This window comes from Tropicimonas sediminicola, assembly GCF_900188335.1.
Taxonomy (GTDB): Bacteria; Pseudomonadota; Alphaproteobacteria; order Rhodobacterales; family Rhodobacteraceae; genus Tropicimonas; species Tropicimonas sediminicola.
Genome location: NZ_FZOY01000001.1, coordinates 31,498 through 46,426, shown reverse-complemented (window position 1 = coordinate 46,426; position 14,929 = coordinate 31,498). Strand labels below are relative to the sequence as shown.

General features: G+C 65.5%; 12 protein-coding genes. 5 read left to right on the top strand and 7 right to left on the bottom strand.

The window, feature by feature from the left end:
* Positions 1–58: 58 nt before the first annotated feature.
* Complete coding sequence (gene hemN, locus CHB86_RS00190; protein WP_089230541.1) at positions 59–1,414, top strand: oxygen-independent coproporphyrinogen III oxidase; 1,356 nt, start codon at positions 59–61, stop codon at positions 1,412–1,414.
* A gap of 24 nt (positions 1,415–1,438) precedes the next feature.
* Here the strand turns inward: hemN and CHB86_RS00185 are convergent, their stop codons facing one another.
* From CHB86_RS00185 to CHB86_RS00165, 5 genes are all read right to left on the bottom strand, one after another.
* Positions 1,439–3,055: an ABC transporter ATP-binding protein gene (locus CHB86_RS00185; RefSeq protein ID WP_089231534.1), complete on the bottom strand. Its 1,617-nt coding sequence runs from the start codon at positions 3,053–3,055 to the stop codon at positions 1,439–1,441.
* Between the two features lie 87 nt (positions 3,056–3,142).
* Positions 3,143–4,303 carry an ABC transporter permease gene (locus tag CHB86_RS00180; protein ID WP_176442721.1) on the bottom strand — a complete coding sequence of 387 codons (1,161 nt, stop codon included), beginning with the start codon at positions 4,301–4,303 and terminating at the stop codon, positions 3,143–3,145.
* A gap of 1 nt (position 4,304) precedes the next feature.
* Positions 4,305–5,465, bottom strand: a complete 1,161-nt coding sequence (locus CHB86_RS00175) for a microcin C ABC transporter permease YejB (protein WP_089230539.1) — start codon at positions 5,463–5,465, stop codon at positions 4,305–4,307.
* A gap of 27 nt (positions 5,466–5,492) precedes the next feature.
* Positions 5,493–7,361 carry an extracellular solute-binding protein gene (locus CHB86_RS00170; RefSeq protein ID WP_089230538.1) on the bottom strand — a complete coding sequence of 623 codons (1,869 nt, stop codon included), beginning with the start codon at positions 7,359–7,361 and terminating at the stop codon, positions 5,493–5,495.
* A 188-nt stretch (positions 7,362–7,549) separates the two neighbouring features.
* Positions 7,550–8,071, bottom strand: a complete 522-nt coding sequence (locus tag CHB86_RS00165) for a c-type cytochrome (RefSeq protein WP_089230537.1) — start codon at positions 8,069–8,071, stop codon at positions 7,550–7,552.
* A 124-nt stretch (positions 8,072–8,195) separates the two neighbouring features.
* Between CHB86_RS00165 and CHB86_RS00160 the strand changes: the two genes are divergently transcribed.
* Complete coding sequence (locus tag CHB86_RS00160) at positions 8,196–9,035, top strand: prephenate dehydratase (RefSeq protein ID WP_089230536.1); 840 nt, start codon at positions 8,196–8,198, stop codon at positions 9,033–9,035.
* 13 nt (positions 9,036–9,048) lie between these two features.
* Here the strand turns inward: CHB86_RS00160 and CHB86_RS00155 are convergent, their stop codons facing one another.
* Complete coding sequence (locus tag CHB86_RS00155; RefSeq protein ID WP_176442720.1) at positions 9,049–9,501, bottom strand: SRPBCC family protein; 453 nt, start codon at positions 9,499–9,501, stop codon at positions 9,049–9,051.
* Positions 9,502–9,544: 43 nt separating this feature from the next.
* Positions 9,545–10,513, bottom strand: coding sequence for an NAD(+) diphosphatase (gene nudC / locus CHB86_RS00150; protein WP_089230534.1), 969 nt, complete (start codon positions 10,511–10,513; stop codon positions 9,545–9,547).
* A gap of 222 nt (positions 10,514–10,735) precedes the next feature.
* Here nudC and CHB86_RS00145 point away from each other — a divergent pair, with 222 nt between their 5' ends.
* The 3 genes from CHB86_RS00145 (at position 10,736) to CHB86_RS00135 (ending at position 14,912) form a co-directional block, all read left to right on the top strand.
* Positions 10,736–12,715 (top strand): bifunctional 2',3'-cyclic-nucleotide 2'-phosphodiesterase/3'-nucleotidase, encoded by a 1,980-nt coding sequence (locus CHB86_RS00145; protein WP_089231533.1) that lies wholly within the window; start codon positions 10,736–10,738, stop codon positions 12,713–12,715.
* A 178-nt stretch (positions 12,716–12,893) separates the two neighbouring features.
* Positions 12,894–13,673 (top strand): HAD-IIB family hydrolase, encoded by a 780-nt coding sequence (locus CHB86_RS00140; RefSeq protein WP_089230533.1) that lies wholly within the window; start codon positions 12,894–12,896, stop codon positions 13,671–13,673.
* An 18-nt stretch (positions 13,674–13,691) separates the two neighbouring features.
* Positions 13,692–14,912 carry a glycosyltransferase family protein gene (locus CHB86_RS00135; RefSeq protein WP_089230532.1) on the top strand — a complete coding sequence of 407 codons (1,221 nt, stop codon included), beginning with the start codon at positions 13,692–13,694 and terminating at the stop codon, positions 14,910–14,912.
* Positions 14,913–14,929: the final 17 nt, after the last annotated feature.

Genomic DNA, 14,929 nt, shown 5'->3' with positions numbered 1-14,929 from the left:
GCGCCATCCTTGATTGAGATCAAGGTTCCCTGTTCAGAGCCTCTCTAAAGGTAAGCGCATGGAAACGGTATCGCAACTTGCGAAGCTCGGGCTCTTTGACGCCCGCGTCCCTCGCTACACCAGCTATCCCACGGCCCCGCACTTCGGGTCCGGCATCGGATCGAGGCATTTCTCGGATTGGGTCGGCGCCCTGCCGCCCGACTCGAGGGTGTCACTATATGTTCATATTCCGTTTTGTAGAAGGCTTTGCTGGTTCTGCGCCTGCCGCACGCAGGGCACCTCGAGCCTGTCTCCGGTGGCCGGATATCTCGAGACGCTGAAGTCCGAGATCGCCATGCTTGGCGCCGCCCTGCCCGAGGGCGTCAAATTGTCCGCGCTGCACTGGGGCGGCGGAACACCGACACTTCTGTCGGCGGAAATGATGCTGGACCTGGCCGATTCGATCTTTCGCGCCGTGCCGATGGCGGAGGGCGGCGAATTCTCGGTCGAGATCGACCCGAACGAGATCGACGACGCCCGGCTCGATGCACTGGCCGCCGCCGGCATGACCCGCGCGTCGATCGGGGTGCAGGATTTCGATCCGGAGATCCAGAAGATCATCGGCCGCGAGCAGAGCTTCGAGATCACCGAAGCCGCGGTGAACGGCATCCGCGCCCGCGGGGTGACGAGCCTCAACGCGGATATCCTCTACGGCCTGCCGCACCAGAGCCGCGCCAGGATCACCGACAGCGTCCAGAAGCTGCTCTCGCTCTCGCCGGACCGCGTGGCGCTCTACGGCTATGCGCACGTTCCCTGGATGGCGCGGCGACAGACGCTGATCCCCTCCGATGCGCTCCCGACCCCGGAAGCCCGGCTGCAATTGTTCGAAACCGCCCGGAAGCTGTTCGTCTGGGACGGCTACGACGAGGTCGGCATCGACCATTTCGCCCGGACCGGCGATTCCATGGCGCAAGCCGCCCGTGACGGCACCCTGAGGCGCAACTTCCAGGGCTACACGGTGGACCCGGCCCCGGCGCTGATCGGACTTGGCGCCTCGGCGATCTCACGCTTCCCGCAAGGCTATGCGCAGAACATCTCCGGCACCGGTGACTACACCAAAGCAATCCGCGAAGGCCGCTTCGCCACAGGCCGCGGCCATGCGTTTGCCGGGCAGGACCTGATGCGGGCCCGCATGATCGAGACACTCATGTGCAATTTCCGCATCGACCGCGAGGAGATCCTCTCCGGCTGGGGCGGCAGCGCCGATCAGGTCGACAGCCTGTTCGCGGAGGTGAAACGGACCTTCGGGGATTTCGTGACCGTCGACCGCTCGGGGCTTCAGATCCCGCCTGCTGGACGGCCGCTCACGCGGATGATCGCCAAGGCATTCGACGCCTACGAGATGGACAAGGCCGGCCACAGCCACGCGATCTGACACGCGCGCGCCCCGCCGCAGACCTCATCCGGTCTGCGGCATCTCCTCGCCCAGGTTGAAGGCCGCCGCGATCAACTCGCGAGTGTAGTCGGTTTTCGGCGAACGGAATATCTCCTGCGCCGTGCCGCTTTCCACGATGTCGCCCTGCTTCATCACGATCACCTTGTGCGACAGCGCCCGCACGACCCGCAGGTCGTGGCTGATGAACAGGTAGGCGAGGCCGTGGCGCTCCTGCAGCCGCCGCAGCAACTCGACGATCTGAACCTGAACGGTCATGTCGAGCGCCGAGGTCGGCTCGTCCAGCACCACCAGACGCGGCTCGAGGATCATCGCCCGCGCGATTGCGATGCGCTGCCTCTGCCCGCCGGAGAACTCGTGCGGATATCGGTGCATGGTCGCCGGATCGAGTCCGACCTCGACCATGATGTCGCGCACCATCTCCTGCCGCGACCGACTGCGAACGGCCTTGTGGACGCCGAGACCCTCGGCGATTATCTGCTCCACCGTCATCCGCGGGCTCAGGCTGCCGTAGGGATCCTGAAACACGATCTGCATGTGCCGGCGCAGGTCTCGCAACTGCCGCTGCGGCCGCCCCTGAACGTTCTCGCCCATGAAGACCACCGGCCCTTCGGAGGCGATCAGCCGCATGATCGCCAGCGCCAGCGTGGTCTTGCCGGAACCGCTCTCGCCGACGATCCCGAGCGTTTCGCCCGCCCGGACCGACAGTGTCGCGTCGTTCACAGCCTTAACGTGGCCCACGGTCCGGCGCAGGAAGCCGCGCTGGATCGGGAACCAGATCCTCAGCCCGTCGGTCGACACGATCTCCTGCGGGTTGCCCTGGATCGGAGCCATCACCCCCTTGGGCTCGGCCGCGAGGAGCTTCTGCGTGTAGGGATGCCGGGGGTTGGCGAATATCTCGTGGGTCGGCCCTGTCTCGACGATCTCGCCGTCCTTCATCACGCAGACCCGGTCGGCGATCTTGCGCACGATGCCGAGGTCGTGGGTGATGAACAGCAGGCTCATCCGCTCGGTTTGCTTCAGCTCCGCCAGCAGGTCGAGGATCTGCGCCTGGATCGTCACGTCGAGCGCCGTGGTCGGCTCGTCCGCGATCAGCAGGTCGGGACCGTTGGCCAGTGCCATCGCGATCATCACCCGCTGCCGCTGGCCGCCCGAGAGCTGGTGCGGATAGGCGCCGAGCCGGCTCTCCGGGTCGCGGATCCCGACCTTGTTGAGCAATTCGATAACCCGCGCCCGGGCGGCATCTCCCACAAGCCCCTGGTGCAGCGTGATCGATTCCACCAACTGCCGCTCCAGCGTGTGAAGCGGGTTCAGCGAAGTCATCGGTTCCTGGAAGATGAAGCTGATATCGTTGCCGCGCACCTTCATCAGGTCCGCCTCGGGCGCGCCCACCATCTGGGTGCCGAGGTAGTCGATCGAGCCCGTGATGGTGGCATTCTCGCCCAGCAGGCTCACCGTCGAGAGCGCCGTGACCGACTTGCCCGAGCCGGATTCGCCCACCAGCGCGACGGTTTCGCCCTCCGCCACGTCGAAGGACACGCCCTTGACCGCCGGGATGTCGCGCCCGTCCTGCCGGAACGACACCCGCAGGTCGCGCACAGTCAGAAGGTTTCGCTCAGACATCGCGCGGCCCTGCCTCATCATCTGGTCTCAAGTAGCCCCGGAGTGCGAGGGGCAGGAAGCCCCGCTCCGTCCTGTCCGCCGGCCCGGTCATTGGAAGGTCTTTCGCGGATCAAAGGCATCGCGGACGCCTTCGAAGATGAACACCAGCAGCGACAACATGATCGCGAAGACGAAGAATGCCGTGAAGCCGAGCCAGGGCGCCTGCAGGTTCTGCTTGGCCTGTAAGGTCAGCTCCCCCAGGGAGGGCGCCGAGGACGGAAGCCCGAAGCCGAGGAAATCGAGCGAGGCCAGCGAGCCGATGGTCGCCGTCACGATGAAGGGCAGCATGGTGAGCGTCGCCACCATGGCGTTGGGCAGCATGTGGCGGAACATGATCTTCCAGTTCGATACGCCGAGCGCCTTGGCCGCGCGCACGTATTCGAGGTTTCGCGCCCGCAGGAACTCCGCCCGCACCACGCCGACGAGGGCCGGCCAGCCGAAGAGCACTGTCAGGAAGACCAGCAGCCAGAAACTTCGCCCCAGGATCGCGAACATGATGATGATGATGTAGAGCGACGGCGTGGAGACCCAGATCTCGATGAAGCGCTGGAACACGAGGTCGATCCAGCCGCCGAAATAGCCCTGAACCGCGCCCGCGACGATACCGATGATCGAGGCACTGACGGTGACGATCAGGGTGAACAGGATCGACAGCCGGAAGCCGTAGATCACCCGCGCCAGCACGTCCCGGGTCGCGTCGTCGGTGCCAAGCCAGTGATCGGCGTCCGGCGGCGAGGGCGCGGGCTGCCCGAGCGTGTTGGGCGTGTTGTAGCTGTAGGGCACGATCGGCCAGATCATCCAGCCACGGACGACCTCATCGCCCTCGATTTCCGTGGCGCCGGCCTCGACCTGCTCGATGACCCCCTCGGGATCGTCGAAGCACCATTCGAGCCCGCCCGAGACGATCAGGCATTGCACCTCGACGTCGCGATAGACGGCCTCCGTCGGGAAATCGCCGCCAAAGGCCGTCTCGGGATAGAAGTTCCGGATCGGGAAATAGTATTCGCCCCGATGCTGGATCAGGATCGGCCGGTCATTGGCGATGAATTCGGCGAACAGCGAGGTCACGAAGAGCACCGCGAAGATGATCAGCGACCAGTAGGCCCGCCGGTTGCGCTTGAAGTTGCGCCAGCGCCGCTGGTTCAGCGGCGAGAGGGAGAATAGGCCCTTCTTCGGGCGCACGGGGGTGTCGAGCGGCTGGTCCGTCATGTCACACCTGCCGGCTTTCGAAGTCGATCCGCGGATCGACGAAGACATACATCATGTCGGAGAGGATCCCGACCAGCAGGCCGATCAGCCCGAAGACATAGAGCGTGCCGAACACCACCGGATAATCCCTTGCGACGGCGGCCTCGAAGCCGAGCCGCCCGAGCCCGTCCAGCGAGAAGATCGTCTCGATGATGATCGAGGCCCCGAAGAAGACGCTGAGGAATGCCGCAGGGAAGCCCGCGATCACGATCAGCATCGCGTTGCGGAAGACGTGGCCATAGAGCACGCGGCTCTCGCTGAGGCCCTTGGCCTTGGCGGTGATCACGTACTGCTTCTTGATCTCGTCCAGGAAGGAGTTCTTGGTCAGCAGCGTCAGCGTGGCGAAGCTGGAGATGGTGGAGGCGATCACCGGCAGGGTGATGTGCCAGAAGTAGTCGCCGATCTTGCCCAGCAGGCTCATGTCCTCCCAGCCCTCCGAGACCAGCCCGCGCAACGGGAAGATCTGCCAGTAGGAGCCGCCGGCAAAGAGCACCAGCAACAGGATCGCGAACAGGAACCCCGGGATCGCGTAGGCGACGATGATGAAGCCCGAGGTCCAGGTGTCGAAGCTCGATCCGTCCTTCACCGCCTTGCGGATACCGAGCGGGATCGAGACGATGTAGGCGATCAGCGTCGACCAGAGCCCGAGGGTGATGGAAACCGGCATCTTCTCGATCACCAGGTCCACCACGGAGATCGAGCGGAAGTAGCTCTCGCCGAAGTCGAAGCGCAGGTAGTTGCCCATCAGGATGGCAAAGCGCTCCATGATCCCGATGGCCTCCTTCTCGCAGGCCGGGTCGTCGAGCGTGGGTGTGCCCTCGAACCCTTCCGCGCAGGTGATCCGGGCAAATCCCATGTCCACTTCGAGTTCGTCGAGGAAATCCTGCGGCAGGCCGCGCGCGCCGAGGTAGCGGTCGTCCGCCGCGCTCTCCATGCCGGCCCCGCCGCCGGCGTCACCGCCGCCCGCAATGCCCTGGAACACGTCGCCCTCGCCCTCGACCTGGGCGATGATCTGTTCGATCGGCCCGCCGGGGACGAATTGCGTCAGCACGAAATTGATCAGCATGATCCCGAACAGCGTCGGAATGATCAGCAGCAATCGCCGTAGGATATAGGCGCCCATGAAGGTGCTCTGCCCTGCCTGTTGTTGTTATCGCAGCACGCCGGCTGCTTTCAGCTTCTCGGCCTTTTCGGCGTTATACCACCAGAAATCCAGATTGCCGAGCGCATAGGGCGGCAAGGGTTCGGGGTGCTCGTACATATCGAAATAGGCTACGGTGTGCTTGTTCTTGTACCATTGCGGCACCCAGAACCGCTCGGCCCGGAGCACCCGGTCGAGCGCGCGCACACCGGCCTGTAGCTCTTCCTGGGTTTCGGCGGCGGTGATGGTGTCGATCAGAGAATCCACCGCCTCGGATTTCAGGCCCATGGAGTTGAAGACCGAGCTGTCGGCCGTCTCCGAGCCGAAATACTGCTGGAGCCCCGCACCGGGGATATACCCCATCGGGAACTGGTCGGTCATGATGTCGAAATCGTAGGAGCGTTCGCGGTTGGTCGCTTCGGCCTGGTCCACGCGGTTGTGCACGGCGTCGATGCCTGCGCGGCGCAGGTTCTCGACATAGGGGTTGATCACGCGGTCGAAGGTCTGACTGTCGTTCAGGAATTCCACCTTCAGCGTCTTGCCGTCCTTGCGCCGCATCCCGTCGGAGCCCACTTCCCAGCCCGCCTCGTCCAGCAGCGCCAACGCCTTGCGCAGGTTGCCGCGGTCGAGCTGCCGCGGGCCGGAGACCGGCGCCATGACCGGCTCGCTGTCGAGCACGCCTTCGGGCAGCTTGTCGGCCAGCGGTTCCAGAAGCGCCAGCTCTGCCTCGGAGGGCAGGCCCGTCGCGGCGAGGTCGGAGTTCTCCCAGAAGGAATTGATCCGCTCGTAGATGCCGTAGAAGAGTTGCTCGTTCGACCATTCGAAGTTGAACAGAAGCCCGATTGCCTCGCGCACCTTCGGATCCTTGAACTGCTCCCGCCGCAGGTTCATCACGAAGCTCTGGCCGGTCGCGATCGTCCCGTCGTCCAGCTCGGCCTTGACGACATGGCCGTTGTTGACGGCCGGGAAGTCATAGCTGGTGGCCCAGTTCTTGGAACTGGCCTCGTTGCGGAAGTGGTAGGCCCCGCCCTTGAAGCCCTCGAGCGCCACGTTGTAGTCGGCAAAGTATTCCAGGCGGATACTGTCGAAATTGTGCCGGCCGATGTTCTGCGGCAGATCCTTGCCCCAGTAGTCGGGGTTGCGGCGGTAGATCGTGCGTTCGCCCACGTTCATCACCGCCGGCACATAGGGGCCGGAGCCGAGGAACGGCGTCATCGAGTTTTCCTCGAGGTCGAGCCCGTTGGCCTCGTAATGCGCCTTGGAGAACACCGGCAGCCCACCCACGGTCTGGATCAGGTCGCGCTTGGGCTGGTCCTCGACAAAGACGTAGCGGATGCGTCGCTCGTCGAGCACCGCGGCGCTCTCGACCTGCTGGCGCAGCACCGCGCGAAAGCTGGGGAGGCCCTTGTCGCGGAACAGCTCGTAGGTGAACAGCACATCCTCGGCGGTCAGCGGCGAGCCGTCGGAGAACTTCGTCTCCGGACGCAGGGTGAAGATCACCTCGCTGCGGTCCTCCGGGTATTCGATGCTTTCGGCGAGCAGGCCGTAGTCGCTGCCGATCTCGTCGGCCACACCTTCCAGCAGGCTCTCGTAGGGGGCGCTCGCGAGCCGGTCGGCGCGGCCCTTGATCGTGTAGGGATTCATCGAATCGTAGCCGCCAAAGGCCCAGATCGACATTTCGCCGCCCTTGGGAGCGTCAGGGTTCACATATTCGAGATGCGGAAAGTCGGCCGGGTATTTCAGCTCGCCCGGAAAGGTCGATATGCCGTGCGACGTGATCCACCCCTCGGGCGCGGCCAGGGCTGCCGTCGACAGCGCGAGCAGGGCCCCGGCGGTCAGGGCGGAGCGCAGGGAAGGCAGGAAGCGGGTCAGAGTCATCGGGCATCCTCGCGGCGGTTGTGTCTCGAGCGTTGCAAGGCAGGCTAGTGAGCATGCGCAGCATCGACAAGGCGAGATTCCGTGAGCCCGTGTGAGCACCGGTCATCCGGGCGGGCGCGACCGACCGGAACGAAAAACCGCCCCTCCTTGCGGAGAGGCGGCATGTCTTTCGCCGAAATGGCGCGCGGTCAGCTGCCGGCGCTTTCCAGGTAGGCGATGATGTCGGCGCGGTCCTCGGCCTTCTTGAAGCCGGCGAAGGACATCTTGGTGCCCGGCGCGTAGGACTTCGGGTTCTCAAGGAAACCGTTGAGGTGCTCGGGGGTCCAGACGTCGGCCACGGCAACCAGCGCGCCGGAATAGGCAAAGCCTGCCTCTGCGGCAACCTGCTTGCCGACCACGTTGTGCAGCGACGGGCCAACCTTGTTCACGCCCGGCTCCAGCGCGTGGCAGGCCTGGCATTTCTTGAACAGCGTCTCGCCCGAGCCCACGTCCGCGTTGGCGAGCAGGGCTCCGAAATCCACTTCCTCGGCTTCTTCGCCGCCGGCTTCCTCGCCTTCGTCGGTTGGGATCACATAGGCCTGATGGTCTTCATCTCCGTGGCCGCCACCCACGTGGTAGAGGGATTCGGCGGCCCAGACGCCAAGCAGAAAGACCAGCAGGGACCCGCAGAGGGCGCCAACGGTCTTGGTGAGTGTCATCGTGTCGAACATGTCGCATCCCGCTGAATGAACGTTTCGCGCATCTATCGTGGTTCACGGCCCATGGTGCAAGTTGAAGTTTGCCCGGTCACCCGCCATATCGTCGCATCAACTTGATAATCAGGGGCTAAAACCAATGACAGATCGTCCCCGCATCGCGTTCCAGGGCGAGCCCGGTGCCTATTCGCACCAGGCCTGCCACGACGCGCGGCCCGAATACGAAGCCCAGCCCTGCCATTCCTTCGAGGAAACCATCGAGGCCGTGCAGAGCGGAAAGGCCGATCTGGCGATGCTTCCGGTGGAAAACACCACCTACGGTCGCGTGGCCGATATCCACCGCCTGCTGCCCGAAAGCGGGCTGCATATCGTGGATGAAGCCTTCGTGCGCGTGCACATCAGCCTGATGGCCCTGCCCGGCGTGCAGATGGAAGAGATCGAGACCGTGCGTGCCCATCTCGTCCTGCTGCCGCAGTGCCGGGGCTTCCTCGACCAGTTCGGCATCCGTGGCGAAGCGGCGGCAGACAGCGCCGGTGCTGCGGCCGACATCGCGCGGCGCGGGCTGCGCAACGTCGGCGCGCTGGCCTCGGACCTCGCGGCGGAAGCCTATGGCCTCAACATCCTGGCCCGACACATCGAGGACCAGGCGCATAACACCACGCGCTTCCTGATCATGTCGCGCCAGCCCGACCACAGCCGGCGCGGCGACGACGGCATGATGACCACCTTCGTCTTCCGCGTCCGCAACATCCCCGCCGCGCTCTACAAGGCGATGGGCGGCTTTGCCACCAACGGAGTCAACATGACCAAGCTGGAAAGCTACATGGTCGACGGCTCGTTCTCGGCGACGCAGTTCTATGCCGACATCGAAGGCCACCCCGACGACCGCAGCGTGAAGCTCGCGCTCGAGGAGCTGGCCTATTTCACCGACCGGCTCGACATCCTGGGCGTCTACCCCGCCGATCCGCGGCGTCACTGACGCCGCGCGGCGATCAGAGCTGTTCCATCTCGCGGGCGAAGCGGCGCACCCGGCGCTGGAACCGGTTGGTCAGCGTCGTCTTGGCCAGCCGGAGCGTCTGGATCAGCACGCGGCCCGGGATCGAGGTCGGCTTCATGTCCACCGAGGCAGCGAGGCGCGTGCGATTGCCGGGAAGCTCGGTCAGCTCGACCTGCGCCACGGCGTCCACCCCGCCCACGACCGAATCGAGCACCAGCAGGTTCGGCGCGTCGAAGGTCGAGATCTCGGTGTGAAGCTCGCGCTGCAGCCCCCGGAAGTCGAACTTCGCGGTCCAGGTCGTGCCGACGCCGAGATCGGCACCTTCCGAATGACGCGTCACTTCCACGCCCTTGCGCCGCACCTGGCGCTCGTAATCGCCGGCATTGGTGACCGCGGCCCAGATCCGCTCGATCGGCGCGTCGATCTCCTCTTGGGTCGAAAGCTTCATTTGGTGTCCCCGGTGTTCGTGCTTTTCACGGCGATGTTTCGCGTCAATCCAGCCGATCCGCAAGCCAGTGTGACAGGATGAAGCGCGCAATCGCGCCATTGCGCGGCGCCCTGATGCGCGGATGCCCGCCCGTGAAGACCTCGAGCATCTCCTCGCGGCTGACCCAGATGGCCTCCTCGATCTCTTCCGGGTCGATCCGGATCGCGCGGCTCTTCGCCTGCCCGCGGCAACCGATCATCAGGGAGGCCGGAAATGGCCAGGGCTGCGAGGCGAGATAGGAGACCGCGCCGACCTCGACCCCCGCCTCTTCGACGACCTCCCTCCGCACCGCCGCCTCGACGGTCTCGCCCGGCTCCACGAAGCCCGCGAGCAGCGAGAACATCCCCTCCGGCCAGCCGGGGCTCCGCCCGAGCAGCACCGAGTTGCCGTGGGTGATGAGCATGATCACCACCGGGTCGGTGCGCGGGAAATGCGACGCGCCGCAGGCCGGGCAGTCACGCTGCCAGCCGGCCTTGGCCGGGTGGGTCTTTACCCCGCAGCGGGCGCAGAACCCGTGGGTTCCGTGCCAGGCATGCAGCGCCCGCGCCGTGGCCGCGATCTCGGCATCCAGTGGCGAGAGCCGGGTCATGCTGGCCCGCAGCTCGACGAAGCGGCTGTCCTCGCCGAGATCGGGATAGAGCTGTTCGGAGAGGTCGACGAAGGCGCCGACGGTTTCCACGACCTGCCCCTCCGGCACCCAGGCGGAGACATCGGCAGCGAACCATGGCACCTTGCCGTCGAGGCCGAGAAAGATCGGCGGCTCCTCGGCATGGCGCAGGATCTCGGCATCTGCCGGCACGCCGCGCAATCCCAGCGTCGCCTCGCCATGCACCAGGGGCTTGGCCTGCCACATCGGCAGGATCTTCGCGGCCGGATCGGCCATGAGTCGCTCGATGGCGTCCCGGTCGCCGCGCAGTTCGGCCACGCGCGCGAGACCGCCGCCGCCAAAGGTCACCGTCTCCGCGAGTCGCATTGCACCTGCCTCCTGCCATCGATCCCGCGACCCTTGCCACGTGCCGGGCGCAGGCGCAAACCTCTGAAGGCATTCGGTTTCGGCTCGCTTGCATGGAAACAGACAAATTCGGCGCGGCGGCCTTGCGACGAGAAGTTTTTCCACCGACTACGGAATCAGGTTCATACAGATGTTATCGCGGTGCCATACTCCCGACAGACACTCATGACCCGGGAGCTGGCCATGCCGCATAACACCACTTTCCAACTTTCCCGCCGTGGATTCCTCGCGGGCAGTCTTGCAGGCGCCTCGTTGATCACTCTCCACCCCTTCTCCGCCCGCGCCGCCAACAACCAGGCCCACCTGCGGATCATGGAAACGACCGACCTGCACGTGCACGTCTTCCCCTACGACTACTATTCCGACCGCGCGATCGACACGGTCGGCCTGTCGCGCACGGCCACGATCATCGAGGGCATCCGCGCCGAGGCGACCAACTCCATGCTGGTGGACAACGGCGACTTCCTGCAGGGCAACCCGATGGGCGACTACATCGCCTACGAGCGGGGCATGAAGGAAGGCGACATGCACCCGATCATCACCGCGATGAACGCGGTCGGCTACGACGCCTCGACGCTGGGCAACCACGAGTTCAACTACGGGCTCGATTTCCTCGAGAAGTCTCTCGCCGGGGCGGAATTCCCCGTGGTCTGCGCGAACATCGCGAAGGAAATGGGCGCAGACCCGACGAAGGACACGACCTTCATCAAACCCTACGTGATCCTCGACCGCGAGATCACCATGGGCGACGGCACCACCCATCCGATCCGCGTCGGCCTGATCGGCTTCGTGCCACCTCAGATCATGAACTGGGACCGCCGACACCTCGAGGGCAACGTCCAGACCCGCGACATCGTCGAGACGGCGCAGGCCTGGGTGCCGCAGATGCGCGAGGAAGGCTGCGACCTGATCATCGCGCTCAGCCATTCCGGGATCGGCTCGGCCGACCGGACAGACCTGATGGAGAACGCCTCGGTGCCGCTTGCGGAGGTCGAGGGCATCGACGCGCTGATGACCGGGCACAACCACCTCGTGTTCCCGTCGCCCACCTTTGCCGACTACGCCGCCGTCGACGCCGAACGCGGCACGATCCACGGCAAGCCCGCCGTGATGGGCGGCTTCTGGGGCTCGCACATGGGCCTGATCGACCTGATGCTGGAGCGTGACGGCGACGCCTGGCGGGTGGTCAATTTCGAGACCGAGGCACGCCCGATCTCGAAGCGCAACGAGGACCGCTCGATCACCGCGCTGGTGGAGGACGACGAGTCGGTTCTCGACTCGGTCCGGGACGTGCACGAGGAAACGCTGGCCTATGTCCGCCGCGCGGTCGGCAAGACCGATGCGCCGCTTCACAGCTACTTCGCGCTGGTGGCGGACGATCCGTCGGTGCAGATCGTCTCGATCGCCCAGAAATGGTATGTCGGCCAGATGCTGAAGGGCGCGGAATACGAGGGCCTGCCCCTGCTTTCCGCCGCCGCGCCGTTCAAGGCCGGCGGCCGTGGCGGCCCCGAGTATTACACCGACGTGCCGGTGGGCGACGTGGCGATCAAGAACGTCGCCGACCTCTACCTCTATCCCAACACCGTGCGCGCGGTGAAGGTGACCGGCGCCGAGCTCAAGGGCTGGCTGGAGCGGTCGGCTGGCATGTTCAACCAGGTCGCGCCCGGCAGCACCGACGCACCGCTGCTGAACCCCGAGTTCCCGTCCTACAATTTCGACGTGATCGACGGGGTAACCTACCAGATCGACCTGTCCCAACCGTCCCGTTTCGGGCCGAAGGGCGAGGAGCTGAACCCGGAGGCGAGCCGGATCGTCAACCTGGAGTTCGAAGGCGCACCGGTGACCGACGACATGGAGTTCGTCATCGCCACCAACAACTACCGTGCGAGCGGTGGCGGCTCCTTCCCCGGTGCGATGGGCGACACGATCATCCTCGAGGCGCCCGATACCAACCGCGACGTCATCGTGCGCTACATCGTCGAACAGGGCACGATCAACCCGACGGCGGACGGCAACTGGAGCTTTGCGCCGATGGAGGGCACCACCGTCCTGTTCGAGACCGGCCCCAAGGCGGCCGACCACATCTCCGACGTGAAGGCCGTCACCATCGAGCCCGCCGGCGAAGGCGCCGACGGCTTCGCGAGCTATCGTATCACGCTCTGACAAACCCCGGGCGGGCCGCTCCGGCGGCCTGTCCCTCCTTTTGCCGCGACAGCGAGGCAGTTTGCGGCGTAAGGTCCTGAGAGAACGGCAGCATTGCTCTCGCAGCTTCGGAAAAGCTGCCCTAGGATGCCACCGATGGAGCGGGCCGCGACGGCCGCGCGCAACCTTGGAGTGCCGTATGCGGAATCCCCCGTTGATCGTCTTCACCGACCTCGACGGCACCCTGCTGGATCACGAAACCTACTCGCCCGAGCCGGCCCGCCCGGCGCTGGACCGTCTGTCAGAAGCGGGCATTCCCCTGATCCTCGCATCCTCCAAGACCGCCGCGGAACTGGCCCTGCTTCGCGATCGGATCGGCTGCTCCGATTGCCCCGCGATCGTCGAGAATGGTGCGGGCCTCCTGGATTCAGGTTCCGAAGCCGAGGCCGGCTCCCCCGACCACGCCCGGTTGATCGCGGCGCTCGGCGCGACTCCGTCCGATATCCGCGGCTTGTTCGAAGGCTTCTCCGACCTCGGCCCCGACGGGGTCGCGCGTGTGACCGGCCTGCCGCCGACCGAAGCGCATCTTGCCGCGAGCAGGCAGTTCTCGGAGCCCGGGCTTTGGCACGGCACCCCAGAGGAGCTGGAACGCTTCCTTGAGGCGCTCGGCGCGCAGGGCGTGACCGCAAGGCGGGGCGGACGTTTCCTGACCCTGTCCTTCGGCGGCACCAAGGCCGACCGGATGGACGAGATCGCAGCCCGGTACGGCAATCCGCCGCGCCTGGCGCTCGGCGATGCACCCAACGACCGCGAAATGATCGAGGCCGCGGAGTACGGCGTGATCGTCGCCAACCCGCATGGCACGGCGCTGCCCGCGCTTGACGGCGAGGCCGACGGACGGGTCCGCCGGACCGCCGCCCCTGGCCCGGAAGGCTGGAACACCGCGGTGCTCGATCTGCTCGACACACTTGGCATCTAGGAACAGGAGAGGCGCCCCATGGCGGACTTCCACCAGAACGGCAACATCGCCACGCTGCACAACCTGCGCTCCACCAGCACCGAGGCGCTGACGGCCGAGTTGTCGACCTTCGCGGCCAGCCGCAGGATCTCGCTTATCCTGCCCTCGCTGTTCTCAGAACTGGAGGGCGAGGCGCTTCCGGCGATCCTCGACGAACTGGCGCAGGTGCCTTACCTGCACCGGATCGTGATCGGGCTCGACCGGGCGGACGAGGCCCAGTTCAAGCACGCCAGCAAGTTCTTCTCCGTGCTGCCGCAGAACCACGTCGTGATCTGGAACGACAGTCCCCGGATGCTGGCGATCCAGCAGCGGCTCGAAGATCTCGGCCTCGCCCCCGCCGAGCCGGGCAAGGGCAAGAACGTCTGGACCTGCCTGGGTTACCTGCTCGCCTGCGCCGACAGTTCGGTGGTGGCGATCCACGATTGCGACATCGTCACCTATTCGAAGGACATGCTGGCCCGGCTGGTCTACCCGGTCGCCAACCCGACCTTCCCCTATCAGATCGCCAAGGGATACTATCCGCGGACCGACGGCAGGAAACTGAACGGCCGGGTGACCCGCCTCCTCGTTTCCCCGCTGCTGATCGCACTCAAGCGGGTCGTCGGCGATCGCGACTATCTCGATTACCTGCGCAGCTTCCGCTACCCGCTTTCAGGCGAGTTCGCCATGCGCGCTCCGATCCTCGCCGACCTGCGCATCCCGTCCGACTGGGGGCTGGAGATCGGCGTGCTCTCGGAGGCCTGGCGCAACCTGGCGCCCAAATCGGTCTGCCAGGTGGAGATTTCCGACGCCTACGACCACAAGCACCAGCCGCTGAGCGAGGAAGACGCGTCCGCCGGGCTGTCGCGGATGTCGATCGACATCTGCAAGGCGATCTTCCGCAAGCTCGCCGCCGACGGGACGGTGTTTTCCGAGGAGGTCTTCCGCTCGCTGAAGGCCACCTACTACCGCTCCGCGCTCGACCTGCTCGACTGCTACTACAACGACGCGAAGATGAACGGGCTCGCGATCGACAGGCACAAGGAGGAGCAGTCGATAGAGCTGTTCGCGCGCAACATCGTGGTCGCCGGTCACGTCTTCCTCGAGAACCCTGCCGATACGCCCTTCATCCCGACCTGGAACAGGGTCCACTCGGCCGATCCCGACCTGTTGAAGGACATGCTCTGGGCGGTGGATCAGGACGCAGCGGAATACACCTGAGGCATACGATTTTTCGA